Genomic DNA, 16,733 nt, shown 5'->3' on the forward strand with positions numbered 1-16,733 from the left:
CTCCTATGACGCTGTCGGAGTTTTACCCCTCTAAGACCACGAACCCACCCCGATTTGGCACTTGCCATAGGAACGTGCCGGTGACGATTACCTAACGCACATGCCTTCGAAAGAGCACCCGGGGGTACGCTCCGGGCAACCGGCCGCTGCGCTGGAAGGGAGTGTGCGGCGATGAGCATCCCCAACCCGACGCTCCGGCAGCGACAACTGGCGATGCGGTTACGCGAGCTGCGCAACGAGAAGAACCTGAGCATCGCCGACGTCGCGCAGCAACTCCTGTGCTCGCCGGCCAAGATCAGCAGGATCGAGACCGCGCAGCGCGGTGTGAGCCTGCGTGACGTACGCGACCTGTGCCGCCTGTACGAGGTCTCCGCCGCCGAGTCCGCCCAGCTCATGACGCTCGCCAAGGACGCCAGGCAGAAGGAGTGGTGGCAGTTCTACGACAACCGCGAGCTGCGGCAGATGCTCGGTCTGGAGGCGGAGGCCAGCGCCATCACCGAGTACGAGATCACCACCGTGCCCGGCCTGCTCCAGACCGAGGACTACGCCCGTGCCGTCATCCGCGGCTGGCTGCCCCGCATCGCACCCGACGTGCTCGACGACCGGGTCAAGGTCCGGATGAAGCGGCAGGAGTGGCTGTACCGGGCCGACACCCTGCGCTACTGGGTCCTGCTGGACGAGTCGGTGCTCTACCGGCACGTGGGCAGCACGCCGACCATGCGCGACCAGCTCGACCGGCTCGTCGAGCTGAGCGATCTGCCGCATGTCACGATCCAGGTCATTCCCTTCACAGCGGGGGCGCACGTCGGCTTCGACAGCACGTTCCGGCTCATGGAGTTCGACCATGACTCCGGCATCGCCGACACCATTTTCGTGGAACACCAAATGGGCCTTTTCTACCTTGAGGCCGATAAGGTGGTCAGACGGTTCCGCGAGATCATCGACCATCTGCGGGCCGAAGCCCTGGGCATCCAGGAGTCGCGGCGGCGAATTACCGAAATGGCCGCAAAGTTCGCATAGCACTCCGTCACAGGACGATCTCGATTTTCTGGCCACCTGGCACGACGCCCTCGACACCATCCGGACCTCGCTCTTTTGGCAAGTGCCAGATGCTACTGTTCGTGCATTGAGACGCCTCTGAACTCCATGAGATCGCCGCGTCCGCCGACAATTGTTCATGAACGAGGGGGAGACAATGACGTCCGACCGCCCGAGCGTCCAAGCAGCTCCGCAGTGGCGTGCCGCGTCCCGCTGCAACAACGGAGAATGCGTCGAGGTCGCGCTTCTGTCCCCCGGCCGGGTCGGCGTACGGGACAACAAGAATCCGGGTGGCCCGGTCCTGACATTCACCACCGGCGAATGGGACGACTTCCTGCGCGTAATACGCCAGTCCCATTGAGCGCACGCGCTTTCTCTTCCGGCGGTCGTCCCTGCGGACGCCCGCCTTTTGTTTTGGCCCGCTTCAAAGGCCGTCGCGCCCGCTCCTGTCACCTGGTCATCCTCGGCTGTCAAGGTAAAATCACCTCGGCTCACTACCTCTACAGCCGCCCTTCAGGAGGTAATGGATGAAACGCCCACCTGCCCTTGACCAGGCACGATGGCAACGGTGCAACAATGGCGACTGCGTCGAAGTCACCATGCTCGCCGACCGGGTCTGGGTGCGGGGAAGCCAGGACGCCAGCGGAGCCGTCCTGTCGTTCACCATCGACGAGTGGACCGCGTTCCTCGACGGCGTGCGGCGCGGCCACTTCGATCTCGAACGGCTCGCGCCCCAGGTCTGACCGGCCACAACGTTCTCATCGAGGTCTGTCGGGGGCATTCGGGGTTTCAGGCCGCGGCCCCCGGCAATATGCCGACTCCATGGGCGGATTCAAGAAGTTCTTACTCCGGGGCAACATCGTCGAGCTGGCGGTCGCCGTGATCGTCGGGGCCACCTTCAGCGGGCTCGTCCAGGCGCTGGTCGCCGATCTCATCACCCCGCTGATCGGCGCGGTGACCGGCGGCCGGCAACCGAACTTCGCCGAGTACTCCTTCACCGTCAACGGCAGCGAGTTCAAGTACGGCGACTTCCTCAACCACCTGGTGACCTTCATGGTCATCGCGGCGGTCGTGTACTGGCTGGTGGTGGCCCCCATGACCCGGCTGATCGGGCTGTTCGACCGGGACCGGGCCGCGACGACCAAGGAGTGCCCGGAGTGCCTGTCGGAGATCCCGGCCGAGGCCAGGCGGTGCGCGCAGTGCACGTCCGAGCTGGTGCCGGAGTCCGAGAAACCGCGCTGAACCGTACATCACGGACTCTTGACCCCAGTGGCGCACCGGCGGGGTGGACGTTCGGCAAGATGGACCGATGAGCGTTGAGTTGATGGTCTGGGACGAGCCCGTGCCGATCAGCCGGGACCAGGCCCGGGCCACGTATCTGGCGGTGAAGCGGGGCGACCCGGTCGAGGGGGACGTGCCCGCCGTCGCCAAGGAGCTGCCCGGGGAGGTCACCCTCTACCCCGGGCACGTGCTGGTGACGATGGACCTGGACACGATGGACGAGAGCTCGGCCCAGGTGTTCACCACCGCCCGCGCCCACGGCCTGGTCTGCTACGACCCCCAGCGCGACCTGGTGCACAACGTGGCCCCGCTCGGCGTCTACCAGGGCATGCAGCTCCACACCGGCGACGGGATGGTCGTCCACGACCCCGACCTCGGCCTGGTCCACGACGTCCTGGCCACCCTGTCCCCGCAGAACCCGTTCGTCGCCCTGGTGAGCTTCGGCCACCATTTCATCCAGGTCTCGCCCGGTTACGAGCTGGAGTACAAGGAGGGCACGATGGTCCGCGCGGTCGTGCCCGACCTGGCCGAGGTGCAGCAGGCCTTCCACGAGTACGCCACCGGCGAGCGCGGCTTCCTGACCCGCCACTCCTGGGCTCAGGCGTAGATCCGCGCGAACAGCTCAGGATCGACGTTGCCCCCGGACACCACGGCGACCGTGCGCCCGGCGGGCACCCGGCCCGACAGCAGGGCGGCCGTGGCCGCCGCCCCGCTGGGCTCGGTCACCAGCCGGGCCGTGCGCGCGAGGTGCCGTACGGCCCCGCGCAACTCGTCCTCCGACACCGTGACGATGCCTTCGAGGTGCTCACGCAGGTGGGCGAAGGTCAGCTCGGACACCCGGTTCACCCGCAGCCCGTCGGCGATGGTCCGGAACGTACGGGAGGTCTCCCAGGTCACCACGCGCCCGGCCGCCAGGCTCTCGGCGGCGTCGGCGGCCAGTTCGGGTTCGACGCCGTACACGCGGACGTCGGGCCGCAGCGCCTTGACCGCCGCCGCGACGCCGGAGGCCAGCCCGCCGCCGCTGACCGGCACGAGCACCACCTCGACGTCCGGCAGGGCGTCGACGATCTCCAGGCCGATCGTGCCCTGCCCGGCGATGATCGCGCGGTGGTCGTACGGCGGCACGAGCGTCAGGCCGCGCTCGGCCGCCAGCCGCTCGGCCATCACCTCGCGCTGGTCGGGCGGGACGACGACCACCTCGGCACCCCACCCCTCGATGGCCGCCTTCTTGACCGCCGGGGTGCCCTCGGGCACGACCACCGTGCAGGGCACGCCGAACTCGGCGGCCGCGCAGGCCAGCGCCTGCCCGTGGTTGCCGGAGGAGTGCGTGACGACGCCGGAGGGACGCAGTACGGCCAGCGCGTTGTAGGCGCCGCGGATCTTGAACGAGCCGACCGGCTGGAGGCTCTCGGGCTTCAGCCAGGACTCGCCCATCCGCAGGAGCGGGGTACGCACCGCGATCCCCTTGATCCGTTCGGCCGCCTCGCGGATGTCGTCGATCGTCACAAGGTCCATACGATCACTCTAGGCTCGGACCGGCACAAAACGGGGAGCCCCTGCTCCATGGCAGGATCGCGGAACATGAGAACTTTGTACCCGCCCATCGAACCCTACGACTCCGGCCTGCTCGACGTGGGCGACGGCAACCAGATCTACTGGGAGGTCTGCGGCAACCCCGACGGCAAGCCGGCCGTCATGCTGCACGGCGGCCCGGGTGCCGGGTGCAGCGAGAAACACCGCCGGCAGTGGAACCCCGAGCTGTACCGGATCGTCCTGTTCGACCAGCGCAACTGCGGGCGCAGCCTGCCGCACGCCAGCGACCCCGGCACGTCCCTGGCCGCCAACACCACCTGGAACCTGGTGGCCGACATCGAACGACTGCGCGAGCACTTGGGCATCGACAGGTGGCAGGTGTTCGGCGGCTCGTGGGGCAGCGCGTTGTCGCTGGCGTACGCCCAGACGCACCCCGACCGGACGACCGAGCTCGTCCTGCGCGGCATCTTCACGCTGCGCCCGCACGAGCTGCGCTGGTTCTACCAGGAGGGCGCGAGCTACCTGTTCCCCGACCTGTGGGAGTCGTATGTGGCGCCGATCCCCGCCGAGGAGCGCGGCGACCTCATGGCCGCCTTCCGCGCCCGGCTCGAAGGCGACGACGACGCGGCCCGGCTGACGGCGGCCAAGGCATGGGCCGAGTGGGAGGGCGCCACGATCACGCTGCTGCCCGACCCCGACCTGGTGGCGGAGTTCGGCGAGGACAAGATGGCGGTGTCGTTCGCGAGGATCGAGAACCACTACTTCCACCACGGCGGCTGGTTCGGCCCCGAGCAGCTCATCAGGGACGTCGACAAGATCCGGCACATCCCGGCGGTGATCATCCAGGGGCGCTACGACGCCTGCACGCCCATGGCCACCGCCTGGGACCTGCACAAGGCGTGGCCCGAGGCCGACTTCCAGGTGGTGCACGACGCCGGGCACGCCTCGACCGAGCCCGGCATCGTGGACCGGCTCATCGCGGCGACAGACGGCTTCGCGCGAGCCTGACGGCGGGGGTGACCGCGCCGACCAGCAACAGCGCGAACAGCGGCGCGAGCACCAGGCCGAGGAGGAAGCCGCCGGCGACGTCGTGCGGGTAGTGCACGCCGACGAACACCCGCGAGAAGCCCATCACCGCGGCCAGCGGCAGGACCACCCAGGCCAGGGCGCGCCAGGCCAGGATGAGCGTGCCGGCCGCGCCCGCGGCGATCACGGTGTGGTTGCTGGGGAAGGACCAGTCCGTCGAGGGCGGGCAGGCCGCGATCGTGGCGATCCCGCCGCGGCACGGCCGGTCCTCCCGGACCAGCACCTTCACCCCCTCGCTCACGACGTACGCGCCCACCACCCCGACCAGGCCGGCGATGGCGAGCGCGAGGTCGCGGGCGGGGGCCTGGCGCGCCCGCCACCAGCAGACGACGAACAGCGCCGCGAAGATGAACAGGCCGGCGTCCGTGCCGATCTCGGCGAGGGTGTGCAGCCACCCGGGCGTGGTCAGAGCGAAGTCGACGATGTCGCGGTACACAGGTGTCCAATCCGTGAACGGGTAGTGGACACGACCTTATGAACTTTGATCGTCAAATGCTTCGACCGAAAGGTCGAATCAGGGTCTTACGCAAGATACTGGCGCATGAGGAGAGTGCGCTTCTGCTCCAGCTCACCTTCGGTGATGAGACCGCGGTCGAACGCCTCGGTGGTGGCGTCGCGCTCGGCCATGTAGTACGCGGCCATGATCTCGCTGCGCAGCGGGGTGAACCCGCGCTCCACGCAGTCGGAGAAGACGGTGACCTTCTGCTCGACGGCGTCGGCGCGTACCGTGCAGGTCAGGTCGTACGCTTTGAGCTGCTGAACCGCTTCACGAAGCGTGACCGGACCGAGGGACCCGTTGAAACGGGTATCAAGAGTGATCTTCACTATTTTTACGCCTCCATTCGGGTGAAACACATCGGACAAGGCCGCGTATTCCCTGCTCAGAGCGGGTAAGAGGGCAAACGTGATCGGAGAGCACGTGATCGTCGGCTACAGCAACGACCCGGGGGGACGTGACGCGCTCGCGCTCGGAGCGGCCATCACCCGGATCACCGGAGGCGAGCTCACGGTGGCCTCGATCTACCCTCCGGGCAGCCCGGGTCTGGCCGTGGAGGCCCAGGCCAACCTCGCGCACGCGGCCGAGGAACTGGGCATCGTCCCGGCCGAGTACATGGCGTTCGAGAGCCGGGGCACCGGCCGCGGGTTGTCGGTGCTGGCCAGCCGGATCAGGGCCGACCTCATCGTGCTCGGCTCGGCGAGCGGCGGCCAGTACGGCCGCATCGCCGTCGGCAGCGCCGCCGACCACCTGCTCCACCGGTCACCGGAGGCGGTGATGCTGGCGCCCTCCGGTTACGTGCCGCCCGAAGAGCCGGCCAGGCTCACCCTCGCCTACGTCCACCGGCCGCAGTGCGACGCGGCGGTCGAGCGGGTGGCGCAGGCGGCGCTGCGGCTCGACGTGCCGCTGCGGTTGATCACCCTCGACCTGCGCACCGAGGACCAGGGCAAGCTCCGCGACGACCTGGCGCTGGCCGTACGGCTGGCCTGGGAGAGCACCGGCCTGGAGGCCGAGTCGGAGGTGGCCGAGGGCCACGACGTGCCGGCCGCGCTGAAGGACGTGGAGTGGCTGCCGGGCGAGCTGCTGGTCTGCGCCGCCGGCGAGGACGCCCAGCCCCACCGGGTGTTCCTGGGCGAGCTGGCCATGAAGGTGCTGAGGTCGTCGTCCTGCCCGGTCACCGTGCTGCCGAGGGGCTTCTCCTAAGCTTCTGGGGTGCGTGTCGCCCGGATGATCGTCGTCGTGCTCGTGGCCGCCCTGGCCGGCGTCTACGTGGTGGCCGGCGCCTGGGGGGCGCTGCTGGTCCTCGGCGCGCAGTGCGCCTTCACCCTGCGGGTCAGGAAGGGGTGGCTGCTGGCCGTACAGGCCGGGCTGGTCTACGCGGTGACGCTGGGGCAGGGCGCTTCCGTGGCGATCCTGGGCTTCCTCGCCGGGTCGCTGCTGGTGACCCGGTGGTGGGCGCTCGCGCCCGCGGTGGTGTTCAGCGGCGTGGTGATCCACCACTGGCGCAATCCCGGTGACGCGGTCTCCACGACGGACCTCGCGATCACGACGCTGCTCATGACGCTGGTCGTGTTCGGTCTCAACCGGCTGGTCGACCGGGTGGCCGAGATGGAGGCCACCCGTCCGGCGCTGGCCGCGGCGGCGGTGGCCGAGGAACGGCTGCGCATCGCCGCCGAGCTGAGCGACGGCCTCGGGCGCGGCCTGGCCGCGATCGGGGCGGGCGCACGGCGGGCGCTGACCGCGCCGTCGGACGCGGCGGAGGTGCTCGGCGAGGTGGTCGCGACCGCGCGGCGGTCGCTGGCGGACGCGCGCGCCGCGGCGGCCGGCTACCGCGCGATGTCCCTGGCCCCCGAGCTGACGACCGCCCGCGCCCTGCTGGAGGCGGCGGGCGTCGGCGTGGAGGTGCGCGCCGCCCACACCGAGCCGCTGGGCCCGGCGGGCGCGCTGCTCGCCTCGGTGCTGCGCGAGGCGGTCACGGACGTCGCCCGCCGCGGCACGGCCACGCTGTGCGTGATCGAGACCCGGGAGGAGCCCGCCGGAGGCCAGGTACGGCTGCTGGTGGCCGACGACGGTCGCCGTACGGCCGAGGACGACGACCCCGGCGGGACCGGTACGGGCGGCGTCGGCGGGCTCGGACGGCAGGTCGCGGCGGCGGGCGGCACGCTCACGCGCGGCCTGTCCAGCCAGGGCCGCTACACGATCGAGGCCGTGCTGCCCACGACGCGCCCGCCCGCGCCCGCCCGGCGCGAGCCGCCCGACGTCTCCGTGGTGCTGCTGGCCGCCGTACTGGTCGGGTTCAGCGTCAAGGCGCTGCTCCAGATCCCGGCCGGGCTGCTGGTTCCCGCGATCGCCGGGCTGAGCGTGATCGTGATCCTCCAGCTCCGGTCGGTCACCGGCCGCCACATGGTGGCGCTGGGGGTGATGGCGGCGCTCACGTTCGCCCCGATCCCGGTGTTCGGGCCGATCTGGCTGGGGTCGTCGGGGTTCCTGGCCGGTCCGGTGCTGCTGGCCTTCCGCCCGCGTACGGCCTGGCCCCTGGTGGGCGCGATCCTGGCCGCCGTCTGGACCGTCGCCTCCCTGTACGAGCTGCCCGGCCGGGTCAACGTCACGGTGAGCACGCTCACCACCGGCCTGGTCGTCTACAGCCTCCTGCGCCTGGCCCAGCTCGCCAAGGAGCTGCACGCGGCCAGGGAGAGCCTGGCCCGCTCGGCCGTCGTCGAGGAACGCCTGCGCGCCGCCCGCGACCTGCACGACCTGCTCGGCCACAGCCTGGCCGCCATCCTGCTCACCTGTGAGCTGGCCCGCCGACTGCCCGACCCGGCCCAGGAGCTGGAGAACGTCCTGACCATGGCCGAGCACGCCCACCACGACCTGCGCTCGGTCACCGGCGAGCAGCGCGAGTTGTCCTTCGCCGCCGAGGCCGAGTCTGCCAGGAAAGTGCTGGCGGCGGCCGGGGTCGAGGCCACCGTACGGCTCGCGCACCCCGGCCTGCCGGCCGAGGTCGAGACCGTGCTCAGCGCCGTGCTGCGCGAGGCCGTGACGAACGTGTTGCGCCACAGCTCCGCCCGCGCCTGCGTGATCTCCACCTCGGCCGGCGACGGCGAGGTCGGGCTGCGCGTACGCAACGACGGCGCGGCCACGACGGCTCCCCGGCGCGGCTCGTCGGGCCTGGGCAACCTCACCACCCGCCTGGCCACGCTCGGCGGCCGGCTCACGACCGGGGCCGAAGGCGGCTGGTTCCAGCTCGACGCGCGTGCCCCGCTAGATCCAGCCGGCCTCGGTGGCGATGCGCACGGCGTCGGTGCGGTTGCGCGCGTTTAGCTTGGCCACGATGGCCGTCAGGTAGTTGCGCACGGTCCCGGCGGTCAGATGCAGCCGCTGGGCGATGTCGGGCGCCTCGGCCCCGCCCGCCACCAGCCGCAGCACGTCGGCCTCGCGCGGCGTCAGCGGGTTGTCGGCCAGGTCCCAGGCGGTGAGCGCGAGCGAGGGGTCGAGCACCCGGCCGCCCGCCGTGACCTCCCTGATCGCCGAGACCAGGTCCTCCGGCGGGGCCGTCTTCAGCAGGAAGCCGTCCACCTGGGCGGTCAGGGCCCGCTTGAGGTGGCCGGGCTTGCCGTACGCGGTGAGCATGAGCGTGCGGCAGGAGGGCACCCTCGCCCGGATCTCCGCCGCGGCGGACAGGCCGTCGAGCGTGCCGGGCATGTCGATGTCGAGGACGGCCACGTCCGGCCGGTGCACGGCGGCGGCGGCCACGGCCGCGTCGCCGGACTCGACCGCGCCCACGATCTCGAAGTCGGCCTCCAGCCCGAGCAGGGCCGCGAGCGCATGCCTGATCACGGCCTGGTCCTCGGCCAGAAGTACGCGAATCACGGGGACATGTCTACCAGTGTCCGAATCATGATGACGTCATGGGTGATCGGTGATCGTGTCTCTGGTGGGCGTACACGCAGTTCAGCAGGCTTGGAGCCATGACGGACGTAGTGCGGTTGGACGCGGTGAGCAAGGTGTACGGGAAGGGCCAGGGCGCGGTGGCGGCCCTGCGCGAGGTGTCCGTGGGCATCCCGCGCGGCTCCTTCACGGCGGTGATGGGCCCCTCGGGGTCGGGCAAGAGCACGTTCCTGCACTGCTCGGCGGGGCTCGACGTGCCCTCGTCCGGGTCGGTGCGGCTGGGCGGCACCGAACTGGCCGGCATGGACGAGACCAGGCTCACCGAGCTGCGCCGGGAGCGGGTCGGCTTCGTGTTCCAGGCGTTCAACCTGATCCCGGCGCTCGACGTGATCGAGAACGTGACGCTCCCCCTGCGCCTGGCCAAGGCCCCCGTGGACCGGGAGTGGCTGGCCGAGATCCTGCGCCGGGTCGGGCTGGAGGGCAGGTCGGGGCACCGGCCCGCGCAGCTCTCCGGCGGCCAGCAGCAGCGGGTCGCCATCGCCAGGGCGCTGGTCACCAGGCCCGAGGTGGTGTTCGGCGACGAGCCGACGGGCGCGCTCGACACGATGACCGCCCGCGACGTGCTCAGACTGCTGCGCGAGGTCGTGGACGGCATGGGCCAGACCGTGGTGATGGTCACCCACGACCCGGTGGCCGCCTCGTACGCCGACCAGGTGCTGTTCCTGGCCGACGGCCGGATCGTGGACGCGATGACCGCGCCGACCGCCGAGAAGGTGGCCGAGCGCATGACCAGGCTGGGGGCGTGGACGCGATGATGATCTCGCTGGCTCTGAGGACCCTGCGGCACCGCGTGGCCGCCTTCGCGGGCGCGTTCTTCGCCCTGCTGTGCGCCGCCGCGCTGGTGTGCGCGTGCCTGATGCTGCTGGAGACCGGCCTGCGCGGCGACGTCGTACCCGAGCGGTACGCCGGTGCGCCCGCGGTCGTGGCGGCCGACCAGTTCGTCCGCCAGACCGTCGTCAAGGGCGACGGCGACACCAAGACGAAGGCCAAGGCGCTGGGCGAACGCGCCTGGCTACCCGAGTCCGTCGTGGCCGGGCTGCGCCGCGACGGCCTGAAGGTGGTCACCGAGGTGACCTTCCCCTTCGGCGGCTTCACCGGGCACGGCTGGGAGTCGGCCGCGCTCACCCCGTTCACCATCGCGAAGGGCCGCGCCCCGCGCGCCGACGACGAGGTGGCCGTCGATGCCCGCGCCGGGCTCGACGTGGGCGGCGAGCTGCGCGGATACCGCGTCGTCGGGGTCACCGCGCAGGCCCTGCCGAGCCAGGACACGGTGTTCTTCAGCACCGCGCGGGCCCGCAGCCTGGCCGGCCACCCCGGACGGGTGAGCGCCGCCGGCGTCTTCCCCGGCCTCGACCGGGCGCCGGAGGGCGCCGTCCTCTACACCGGGGACGAGCGCGGCAGGCTGGAGTTCCTCGACGCCGAGCAGGCCCGGCTCAAGCTGATCAGCATGGGCGGCTCGCTGGCCGGCACCTCGCTGCTGGTCGCGATCCTCGTCGTGATGGGCACGTTCGCGCTCTCCATCCAGCAGCGGCAGCGGGAGCTGGCCCTGCTGCGGGCGATCGCGGCCACGCCGAAGCAGGCGCGCGGGCTGGTGGGCGGCGAGGCACTGCTGGTCGCCGCCGCCGCCGGGACGCTGGGCGCGGCGGTGGGCATCGGGCTGGGGTTCTGGCTGCGCGGGCAGTTCGTGACCCTGGGGGCGGTGCCGGCGAACCTGCACCTGGTGGTGAGCCCGTTCCCGCCGCTGGTCGCGCTGGCGGCCACGGTCGGCGCGGCCTGGGTCGCGGCCCGGGTGTCGGCCCGCCGCCTGACCCGGATCCGCCCGGTGGAGGCGCTGGGCGAGGCCGCTCTCGGTCCCGCGCGGCTGCCGTGGTGGCGGCTGGTGGCCGGGCTCGTGGCGCTGGCCGGGGGTGTGACCCTGACGCTGGTCCTGTCAGGTCTGCACGTCGAGGCGGCGGCCACGCCGGTGACCCTGCTGACCGCGCTGGTCTGGACGACCGCGTTCACGCTGCTCGGCCCGGTGGTGGCGCGGGTGGTGGCTGCGCTGCTGGCGGTCCCGCTGCGGATCTCGCGGGTGGGCGGCTTCCTGGCCGCGCGCAACCTGCGCGCCGGGTCGGGGACGCTGGCCTCGGTGATGTCGCCGCTGACCCTCATGGTGGCGATGACGTGCACGATCCTGTTCGTCCAGACCACGATGGGGTACGCCGCGCAGGAGCAGGCCGACGCGGGCACCCGCGCCGACTACGTGGTGGCCGGAGCCTCCGGCGCGGCGGCCCGCGCGGTGCCCGGCGTGCTCTCCGCGACCGAGGTCCTGCGCACGTCGGTACGGGTCGGCCTGGACAAGTACGCCGCCCAGGCCGTCGCCCGCCCCTCCGGCACCCTCGACCTCGGGGTGGTCGCCGGCTCCATGGATGCCTTCGGCGACGGCACGGCCGCGATCAGCCGGACCGCCGCCGACCGGCTCGGCCTGCGGCCCGGCGACCCGCTGAAGCTCACGCTCGGCGACGGCACCCCCGCCGCGCTGACGGTCGCCGCCGTCTACTCGCGCGGCCTCGGCTTCGGCGACGTGACGCTGCCGTACGCGCTGGTGAACGGGCATGTGGACAACCCGTCCGCGACGCTGCTCGTCCGGGCCCCGGGGGTGCGGGCGGCCGCGCTGACCGCGGCGCTGCCGGGGGCGAGCGTGCTCGACCGCGCCACGGCCGCCGAGGTGAGCACCGCCAACCCGCAGGTCACCTTCGTGGCCCTGGGCCTGATCATCGCCTTCACGGCCATCGCCGTGGTCAACACGCTGGCCATGGCCACCTCGGCCCGGTCCGGCGAGCTGGCCGCGCTGCGGCTGGCGGGCACGACCCGGCGGCAGGTGCTGCGCATGCTGCGGCTGGAGACGCTGGGCGCGGTGCTGGCCGCCTCGGTGCTCGGGTCGGTGGTGGCGCTGGTGACGCTGGCCGCGTTCGGCGCGGGCATGACCGGATCGGCCATGCCGCACGTGCCGCTGTGGACCTTCGCCGGGGTGATCGCGGCGGCGGCCGTCCTGTCTCTGGCCGCCACCGCCCTGCCCGCCCGGCTCGCGCTGCGGTCAGCGGCCTGAGCGCAGGACCTGGTCGTACAGGTCCAGGTAGCGGTCGGCCATCACGGCGGGCGAGAAGCGGCTCCGGGCCTCGCGGCGGCACTCGTCCGGGTCGATCTCGCCCGTCCGCGTGACCCATTCGGCCAGTTCCTCCTCGCTGTCGGCGAGGAAGCCGGTACGGCCGTGGTCGACGATCTCGGGGAGGCAGCCGCGGCGCAGGCCCACCGGCGGCACCCCGAGCGCCAGGGCCTCGACAACGGCCGTGCCGCCGGGTTCGTCCCACTGGATGGGGAAGAGCGCGGCGCGGGCGGAGGCGTACAGGTGGTCCCTGGCCTGGCCGCCGACCGCGCCGACCCACTTCACCAGGTCGCCGTCGAGGTAGCGGGACACCTGGTCGAGGTGGTAGCGCACGTCGGGGTGGCTGTGCAGCGCGTGGTAGGGGTCCTGCAGGACGTCGTCCAGCTCGGCCTGGCTGTTCCGGCCGCAGACCGGGCCGGCCACGACCAGCGGGAGGCCGAGCTTCTGGCAGATCCGGGCGGCCACGTGCTGGCCCTTCAGCCCGCAGACGCGGCCCATGACCACCAGGTGCTCGCCCTGCTCGGCCCGTACGTCCTGGCCGGCGAACGGAGTGGCCAGGTAGACGGCGCCGAGCGAGGCCGCGCGCACCGCCTCGGGGGCGCGGGCGAGCTGCGACTCCGACACCCCGTTGACCGCGATCGCCCCCGGGAACGCGCCGTAGAAGGCCGGATGTTTGTGCAGGTCCCAGTGGAGGGTGTGCAGGACCGGCGGGCCGCCCAGCGCCGACAACACCGCGGGACCCACGACCTCCACGTGGTCGTGCACGAGGTCGATGTCGTCGCGGGCGCGCAGCTCGGCCGCCACCCGCGCCTGGTGCGCGTGCGCGATCCCCATGACCTGGTTGTACGGTTTCTGCAGCTCCGTGAACTGCCCCTCGTCGTACACGGCGAGCAGTTCGTCGGCCTCCAGCGTGCTCGACGCCACGGACGCCAGCACCACGTTCACGCCGCGTTCGCGCAGCGCGGGCACCAGCGTGGCCACCACGTTCTCGATGCCGCCGTAACCGGGCGGCGGGACCGCCAGCCACGGCCCCGCGTTGATCAGCACCTTCATACGACGTCCTCCTCCAGGTCCTCCTCCGGCACGAGGGAGGCGAGCGGCGGTCGTTCCGCCACGGCAACGTCCACCAGACCGGCCCGTCCGTCGAGCCCGAACTGCAGCAGCGTGCAGGCCGGGGACTCCGAGCTCACCACGCGGCCCTGGCGTTCGAGCCGGGACCAGGCGGTGTGCATGATCTGCCCGGCCATCCGGGCGAGCGCGCTCATGGACTGGTGCCCGTGCGTACGGCGGCCCAGGTCCACCTGGGCCATCGCGTCCAGTCCCACCCGTTGGAGGAGGTCGACGAGGAGGCCGAACTCGACGCCGTACTCGGTGACGAAGGGCACCCGGGCGAGCACGTCGCGCCGGGCGGCGTACTCGCCGCCGAGGGGCTGGCCGAAGCCCGCCAGCTCCGGCCAGAACATGTTGAGCAGCGGCCTGGCCACCAGCTCGGTCACCCGTCCGCCCGCGCCCCGCCTGGGCACGCCGTCCTCGCCGGTGAAGGGCCGCTCGTACGTCGCCTTGACGAACTGCGTGCCGGGGTCCACCAGCAGCGGGCCGACCAGTCCCGACACGAAGTGCGCGCCGAAGTCGAGCAGGTCCGCGTCCACGTACACGACGAGGTCGCCGTGGGAGGCCGCCAGCCCTTTCCACAGCGCCTCCCCCTTGCCCGTCATCCGCGGCAGGTGGGGCAGCACCTCGTTCTGCGCCACGACGCGCGCGCCCGCCGCGCGTGCCCGTTCCGCCGTCGCGTCGGTGGAGTCGGAGTCGACGACGACGATCTCGTCGACGAGCGGCGCCCGCTCGACCAGCTCACGCCTGATCACGGTGACGATGTCGCCGACCGTGCGCTCCTCGTCGCGGGCCGGCAGGACGACGCTCACCGTGGTGTTGCCCTTGGCCGCGATTAAGGCGTCCACCGGCCATTCGGCCGCGGTGCTCGAATGCGGGCCGTGCCATTCCCGTGCCCTGGCCAAGGCTCGTGGATCTGTTTCCATGCAGTCAGCCCCGATCTCATAGGGGCACGCCCCCTGCCCGAGCGCTGCGCCGTTGAACCTGTTTGTTTGTTCACCCATATAGGTGGCATATGTGGGTTCGTGTCCCCGAATACCCGCGTCGGCATCATCGGTGCCGGAAATGTCGCCGCTCGTCATGCAGACGTCCTGTCCGGTTTCCCCGATGTGACGATCGCCGGGGTGGCCGACACCGATCTTCACAAAGCCGAGGCGCTGGCCTCCGCGCACGGCTCCCCCGCTTACGGCAGTCACGCCGACCTGCTCAGTGCCGGCGGTCTCGACGCCGTTTACATCTGCGTGCCGCCTTTCGCGCACGGCACCCCGGAGTACGACGCCTTGTCATGCAATATGCCGATTTTTGTGGAAAAACCGCTTTCTCTCGATCTCGAAACCGCGGAAAAGATCGCCGCCGAAATCGAACGCCGGCAGCTCCCCTCCGCCGTCGGCCACCACTGGCGCTACCTCGACATCGTCGACAGGGCCAGGGAACTGCTGGACGGCCGTCCCGTACGGCTGGCGCTCGGCCACTGGCTGGACAAGGTGCCCCCGGTCGGCTGGTGGCTGAACGCCGGCATGTCCGGCGGCCAGATCCTGGAGCAGGCGGTGCACGTCCTGGACCTGGCCAGGCTGCTGGTGGGCGAGGTGTCGATGGTGCACGCCGTACCGGCCGGGAACCCCGTGGACGGCGAGATCGACCGCGCCACGTCGGCCGTCATGAGCAGCACGGACGGCGCCGCCGGGCTGCTGGCCACCTCCTGCCTGCTGCGCCACAAACACCGGGTGGGGCTGGAGGTGTGCGCCGACGGCATCGCGCTGGAGCTCAGCGAGACCCGGCTGCTCATCGACGGCGAGGCGGCCGTCGAGGACGGCGGGCACGCCAAGACCCTCGTGGACCGAACGTTCATCGACGCGGTCCGGGGGAAGGACGCCGACGTGCGCGCGCCGTACGGAGAAGCCCTGCGCACCCACCGCCTGGCGCTCGCGCTGGCGCGGTCGGCGGCGGAACGGAGGCCGGTGATGCTCGATGAGTGAGGTCACGAGCACCACGCTCAGCATCGAGGCGCCCGGCGAGGTGCGGCTGGTGGAGGAGAAGCTGCCCGGCCTGCCCGAGGGCGGGTTCATGGTGGCCACCACGCACAGCGGCGTCTCGGCGGGCACCGAGCTGACCTACGTCAAGGGCGCCAACCCCTACCTGGGCTCGACCTGGGACCCAGCGCTCGGGTTGTTCCTGCCGGGCACGCCGTCGGTGGAGTACCCGGTGCGCGGCATCGGCTACATGCAGGTCGGCCTGGTGGTCGAGACCCGTACGCGGGCCGTGGCCGAGGGCTCGCTGCTCGCCATGGCGTACGGCCACCGCACGGCGTACGTGGCCGACCCGATGGCCGACCGGTTCGTCGTGCTGCCCGACGACCTCGACCCGCTGCTCGGCATCTACGTCGCCCACATGGGCCCGATCTGCGCCAACGGCCTCCTCCATGCCGCCGCCGACCTGCACGGCCCGGCCGTACGGCACCTGGGCGACGGCGTACGCGGCCGGCGCGTGGCGGTGGTCGGGGCCGGCGTGGTGGGCCTGCTGACCGCGTCCTTCGCCCTGGCCTGCGGAGCGGCCGAGGTCGTGGTGCTGGACGAGACCCCGGCCAGGCTCGCGGTGGCCAAGGCCGTCGGCGCGCAGGTCCTGGCCGCCGAGGGCGACGGTGACCCGGCGGTCACGCTGAAGCGCCGCTGGCGGCACGCCCCCGCCGATCGCGGCGCCGACCTGGTCTTCCAGTGCCGCGGACAGCCCAGGGCGCTGGCCCTGGGGCTCCGGCTGCTGCGTCCCCAGGGCACGCTGATCGACCTGGCGTTCTACACCCGGGGCGCCGACGAGGTGCGCCTGGGCGAGGAGTTCCACCACAACGGGCTGACGCTGCGCTGCGCCCAGATCGGCCGGGTGCCGCGCGGCCTCGCGCACGCCTGGGACAGGGAACGCCTCTCGCACGAGACGATCGGCCTGCTCAGGGAGCGCGGACGGCTGCTACGCGAGCACGTGATCACCGACGTCGTGGGGTTCGGGGAGGCTCCCGAACTTCTGGCTGATCTCGCGGCCCGACGGCGGCAGACCGTCCAGGCCGTGCTCAGCCACGACGTCGAGGATGAGGGCGGCTGACCAGCT

18 protein-coding genes are annotated in these 16,733 nt (G+C 71.8%); 12 read left to right on the forward strand and 6 right to left on the reverse strand.

The window, feature by feature from the left end; all coding sequences use genetic code 11:
* The first annotated feature begins 171 nt into the window (after window positions 1–171).
* The 5 genes from DMB42_RS06780 (at window position 172) to DMB42_RS06800 (ending at window position 2,926) form a co-directional block, all read left to right on the forward strand.
* The gene (locus DMB42_RS06780; protein ID WP_125631756.1) at window positions 172–1,020 is read left to right on the forward strand and encodes a helix-turn-helix transcriptional regulator; all 849 of its coding nucleotides are present in this window, start codon (window positions 172–174) and stop codon (window positions 1,018–1,020) included.
* A 175-nt stretch (window positions 1,021–1,195) separates the two neighbouring features.
* Window positions 1,196–1,399 carry a DUF397 domain-containing protein gene (locus DMB42_RS06785; RefSeq protein ID WP_125631758.1) on the forward strand — a complete coding sequence of 68 codons (204 nt, stop codon included), beginning with the start codon at window positions 1,196–1,198 and terminating at the stop codon, window positions 1,397–1,399.
* Window positions 1,400–1,565: 166 nt separating this feature from the next.
* Window positions 1,566–1,781, forward strand: a complete 216-nt coding sequence (locus DMB42_RS06790) for a DUF397 domain-containing protein (RefSeq protein WP_125631759.1) — start codon at window positions 1,566–1,568, stop codon at window positions 1,779–1,781.
* A gap of 79 nt (window positions 1,782–1,860) precedes the next feature.
* The gene (mscL, locus tag DMB42_RS06795) at window positions 1,861–2,280 is read left to right on the forward strand and encodes a large conductance mechanosensitive channel protein MscL (protein WP_125631761.1); all 420 of its coding nucleotides are present in this window, start codon (window positions 1,861–1,863) and stop codon (window positions 2,278–2,280) included.
* Window positions 2,281–2,347: 67 nt separating this feature from the next.
* On the forward strand, window positions 2,348–2,926 hold the full coding sequence (locus DMB42_RS06800; RefSeq protein WP_260477538.1) for a hypothetical protein: 579 nt from the start codon (window positions 2,348–2,350) through the stop codon (window positions 2,924–2,926).
* Here DMB42_RS06800 and DMB42_RS06805 read toward each other — a convergent pair.
* Complete coding sequence (locus DMB42_RS06805) at window positions 2,917–3,834, reverse strand: threonine/serine dehydratase (RefSeq protein ID WP_125631763.1); 918 nt, start codon at window positions 3,832–3,834, stop codon at window positions 2,917–2,919. The two genes, DMB42_RS06800 and DMB42_RS06805, sit on opposite strands and share 10 nt — an antisense overlap.
* Window positions 3,835–3,900: 66 nt before the next feature.
* Between DMB42_RS06805 and pip the strand changes: the two genes are divergently transcribed.
* Window positions 3,901–4,860: a prolyl aminopeptidase gene (gene pip, locus DMB42_RS06810; protein WP_125631765.1), complete on the forward strand. Its 960-nt coding sequence runs from the start codon at window positions 3,901–3,903 to the stop codon at window positions 4,858–4,860.
* Here pip and DMB42_RS06815 read toward each other — a convergent pair.
* Complete coding sequence (locus DMB42_RS06815; protein WP_125631767.1) at window positions 4,826–5,374, reverse strand: phosphatase PAP2 family protein; 549 nt, start codon at window positions 5,372–5,374, stop codon at window positions 4,826–4,828. The genes pip and DMB42_RS06815 overlap by 35 nt on opposite strands.
* Before the next feature lie 86 nt (window positions 5,375–5,460).
* Window positions 5,461–5,763 (reverse strand): hypothetical protein, encoded by a 303-nt coding sequence (locus tag DMB42_RS06820; protein ID WP_125631769.1) that lies wholly within the window; start codon window positions 5,761–5,763, stop codon window positions 5,461–5,463.
* A 79-nt stretch (window positions 5,764–5,842) separates the two neighbouring features.
* Between DMB42_RS06820 and DMB42_RS06825 the strand changes: the two genes are divergently transcribed.
* Both DMB42_RS06825 and DMB42_RS06830 read left to right on the forward strand, forming a co-directional pair.
* Window positions 5,843–6,637: a universal stress protein gene (locus DMB42_RS06825; RefSeq protein WP_229824215.1), complete on the forward strand. Its 795-nt coding sequence runs from the start codon at window positions 5,843–5,845 to the stop codon at window positions 6,635–6,637.
* Between the two features lie 9 nt (window positions 6,638–6,646).
* On the forward strand, window positions 6,647–8,755 hold the full coding sequence (locus DMB42_RS06830) for a histidine kinase (protein WP_221762035.1): 2,109 nt from the start codon (window positions 6,647–6,649) through the stop codon (window positions 8,753–8,755).
* Here DMB42_RS06830 and DMB42_RS06835 read toward each other — a convergent pair.
* A complete protein-coding gene (locus DMB42_RS06835; RefSeq protein WP_125631771.1) occupies window positions 8,696–9,304 on the reverse strand; it encodes a DNA-binding response regulator in 609 nt (202 codons plus the stop codon). The genes DMB42_RS06830 and DMB42_RS06835 overlap by 60 nt on opposite strands.
* A gap of 98 nt (window positions 9,305–9,402) precedes the next feature.
* Here DMB42_RS06835 and DMB42_RS06840 point away from each other — a divergent pair, with 98 nt between their 5' ends.
* Window positions 9,403–10,137, forward strand: a complete 735-nt coding sequence (locus DMB42_RS06840) for an ABC transporter ATP-binding protein (protein WP_185844493.1) — start codon at window positions 9,403–9,405, stop codon at window positions 10,135–10,137.
* The gene (locus DMB42_RS06845; protein ID WP_125632656.1) at window positions 10,134–12,470 is read left to right on the forward strand and encodes an FtsX-like permease family protein; all 2,337 of its coding nucleotides are present in this window, start codon (window positions 10,134–10,136) and stop codon (window positions 12,468–12,470) included. The genes DMB42_RS06840 and DMB42_RS06845 overlap by 4 nt, the downstream gene beginning before the upstream one ends.
* On the opposite strand, the gene DMB42_RS06850 is transcribed toward DMB42_RS06845, so the two are convergent.
* Both DMB42_RS06850 and DMB42_RS06855 read right to left on the reverse strand, forming a co-directional pair.
* On the reverse strand, window positions 12,459–13,580 hold the full coding sequence (locus tag DMB42_RS06850; protein WP_125631773.1) for a glycosyltransferase: 1,122 nt from the start codon (window positions 13,578–13,580) through the stop codon (window positions 12,459–12,461). The genes DMB42_RS06845 and DMB42_RS06850 overlap by 12 nt on opposite strands.
* Window positions 13,577–14,563: a glucosyl-3-phosphoglycerate synthase gene (locus tag DMB42_RS06855; RefSeq protein ID WP_125631775.1), complete on the reverse strand. Its 987-nt coding sequence runs from the start codon at window positions 14,561–14,563 to the stop codon at window positions 13,577–13,579. The genes DMB42_RS06850 and DMB42_RS06855 overlap by 4 nt, the downstream gene beginning before the upstream one ends.
* On the opposite strand from DMB42_RS06855, the gene DMB42_RS06860 reads away from it, so the two are divergent.
* Window positions 14,510–15,613 (forward strand): Gfo/Idh/MocA family protein, encoded by a 1,104-nt coding sequence (locus tag DMB42_RS06860; RefSeq protein ID WP_125631777.1) that lies wholly within the window; start codon window positions 14,510–14,512, stop codon window positions 15,611–15,613. The genes DMB42_RS06855 and DMB42_RS06860 overlap by 54 nt on opposite strands.
* Complete coding sequence (locus DMB42_RS06865) at window positions 15,606–16,727, forward strand: zinc-binding dehydrogenase (RefSeq protein ID WP_125631779.1); 1,122 nt, start codon at window positions 15,606–15,608, stop codon at window positions 16,725–16,727. Before DMB42_RS06860 ends, DMB42_RS06865 begins: the two co-directional genes overlap by 8 nt.
* Window positions 16,728–16,733: the final 6 nt, after the last annotated feature.

Origin of the sequence: Nonomuraea sp. WAC 01424 (assembly GCF_003947315.1) — a bacterium.
Lineage (GTDB): Bacteria > Actinomycetota > Actinomycetes > Streptosporangiales > Streptosporangiaceae > Nonomuraea > Nonomuraea spiralis.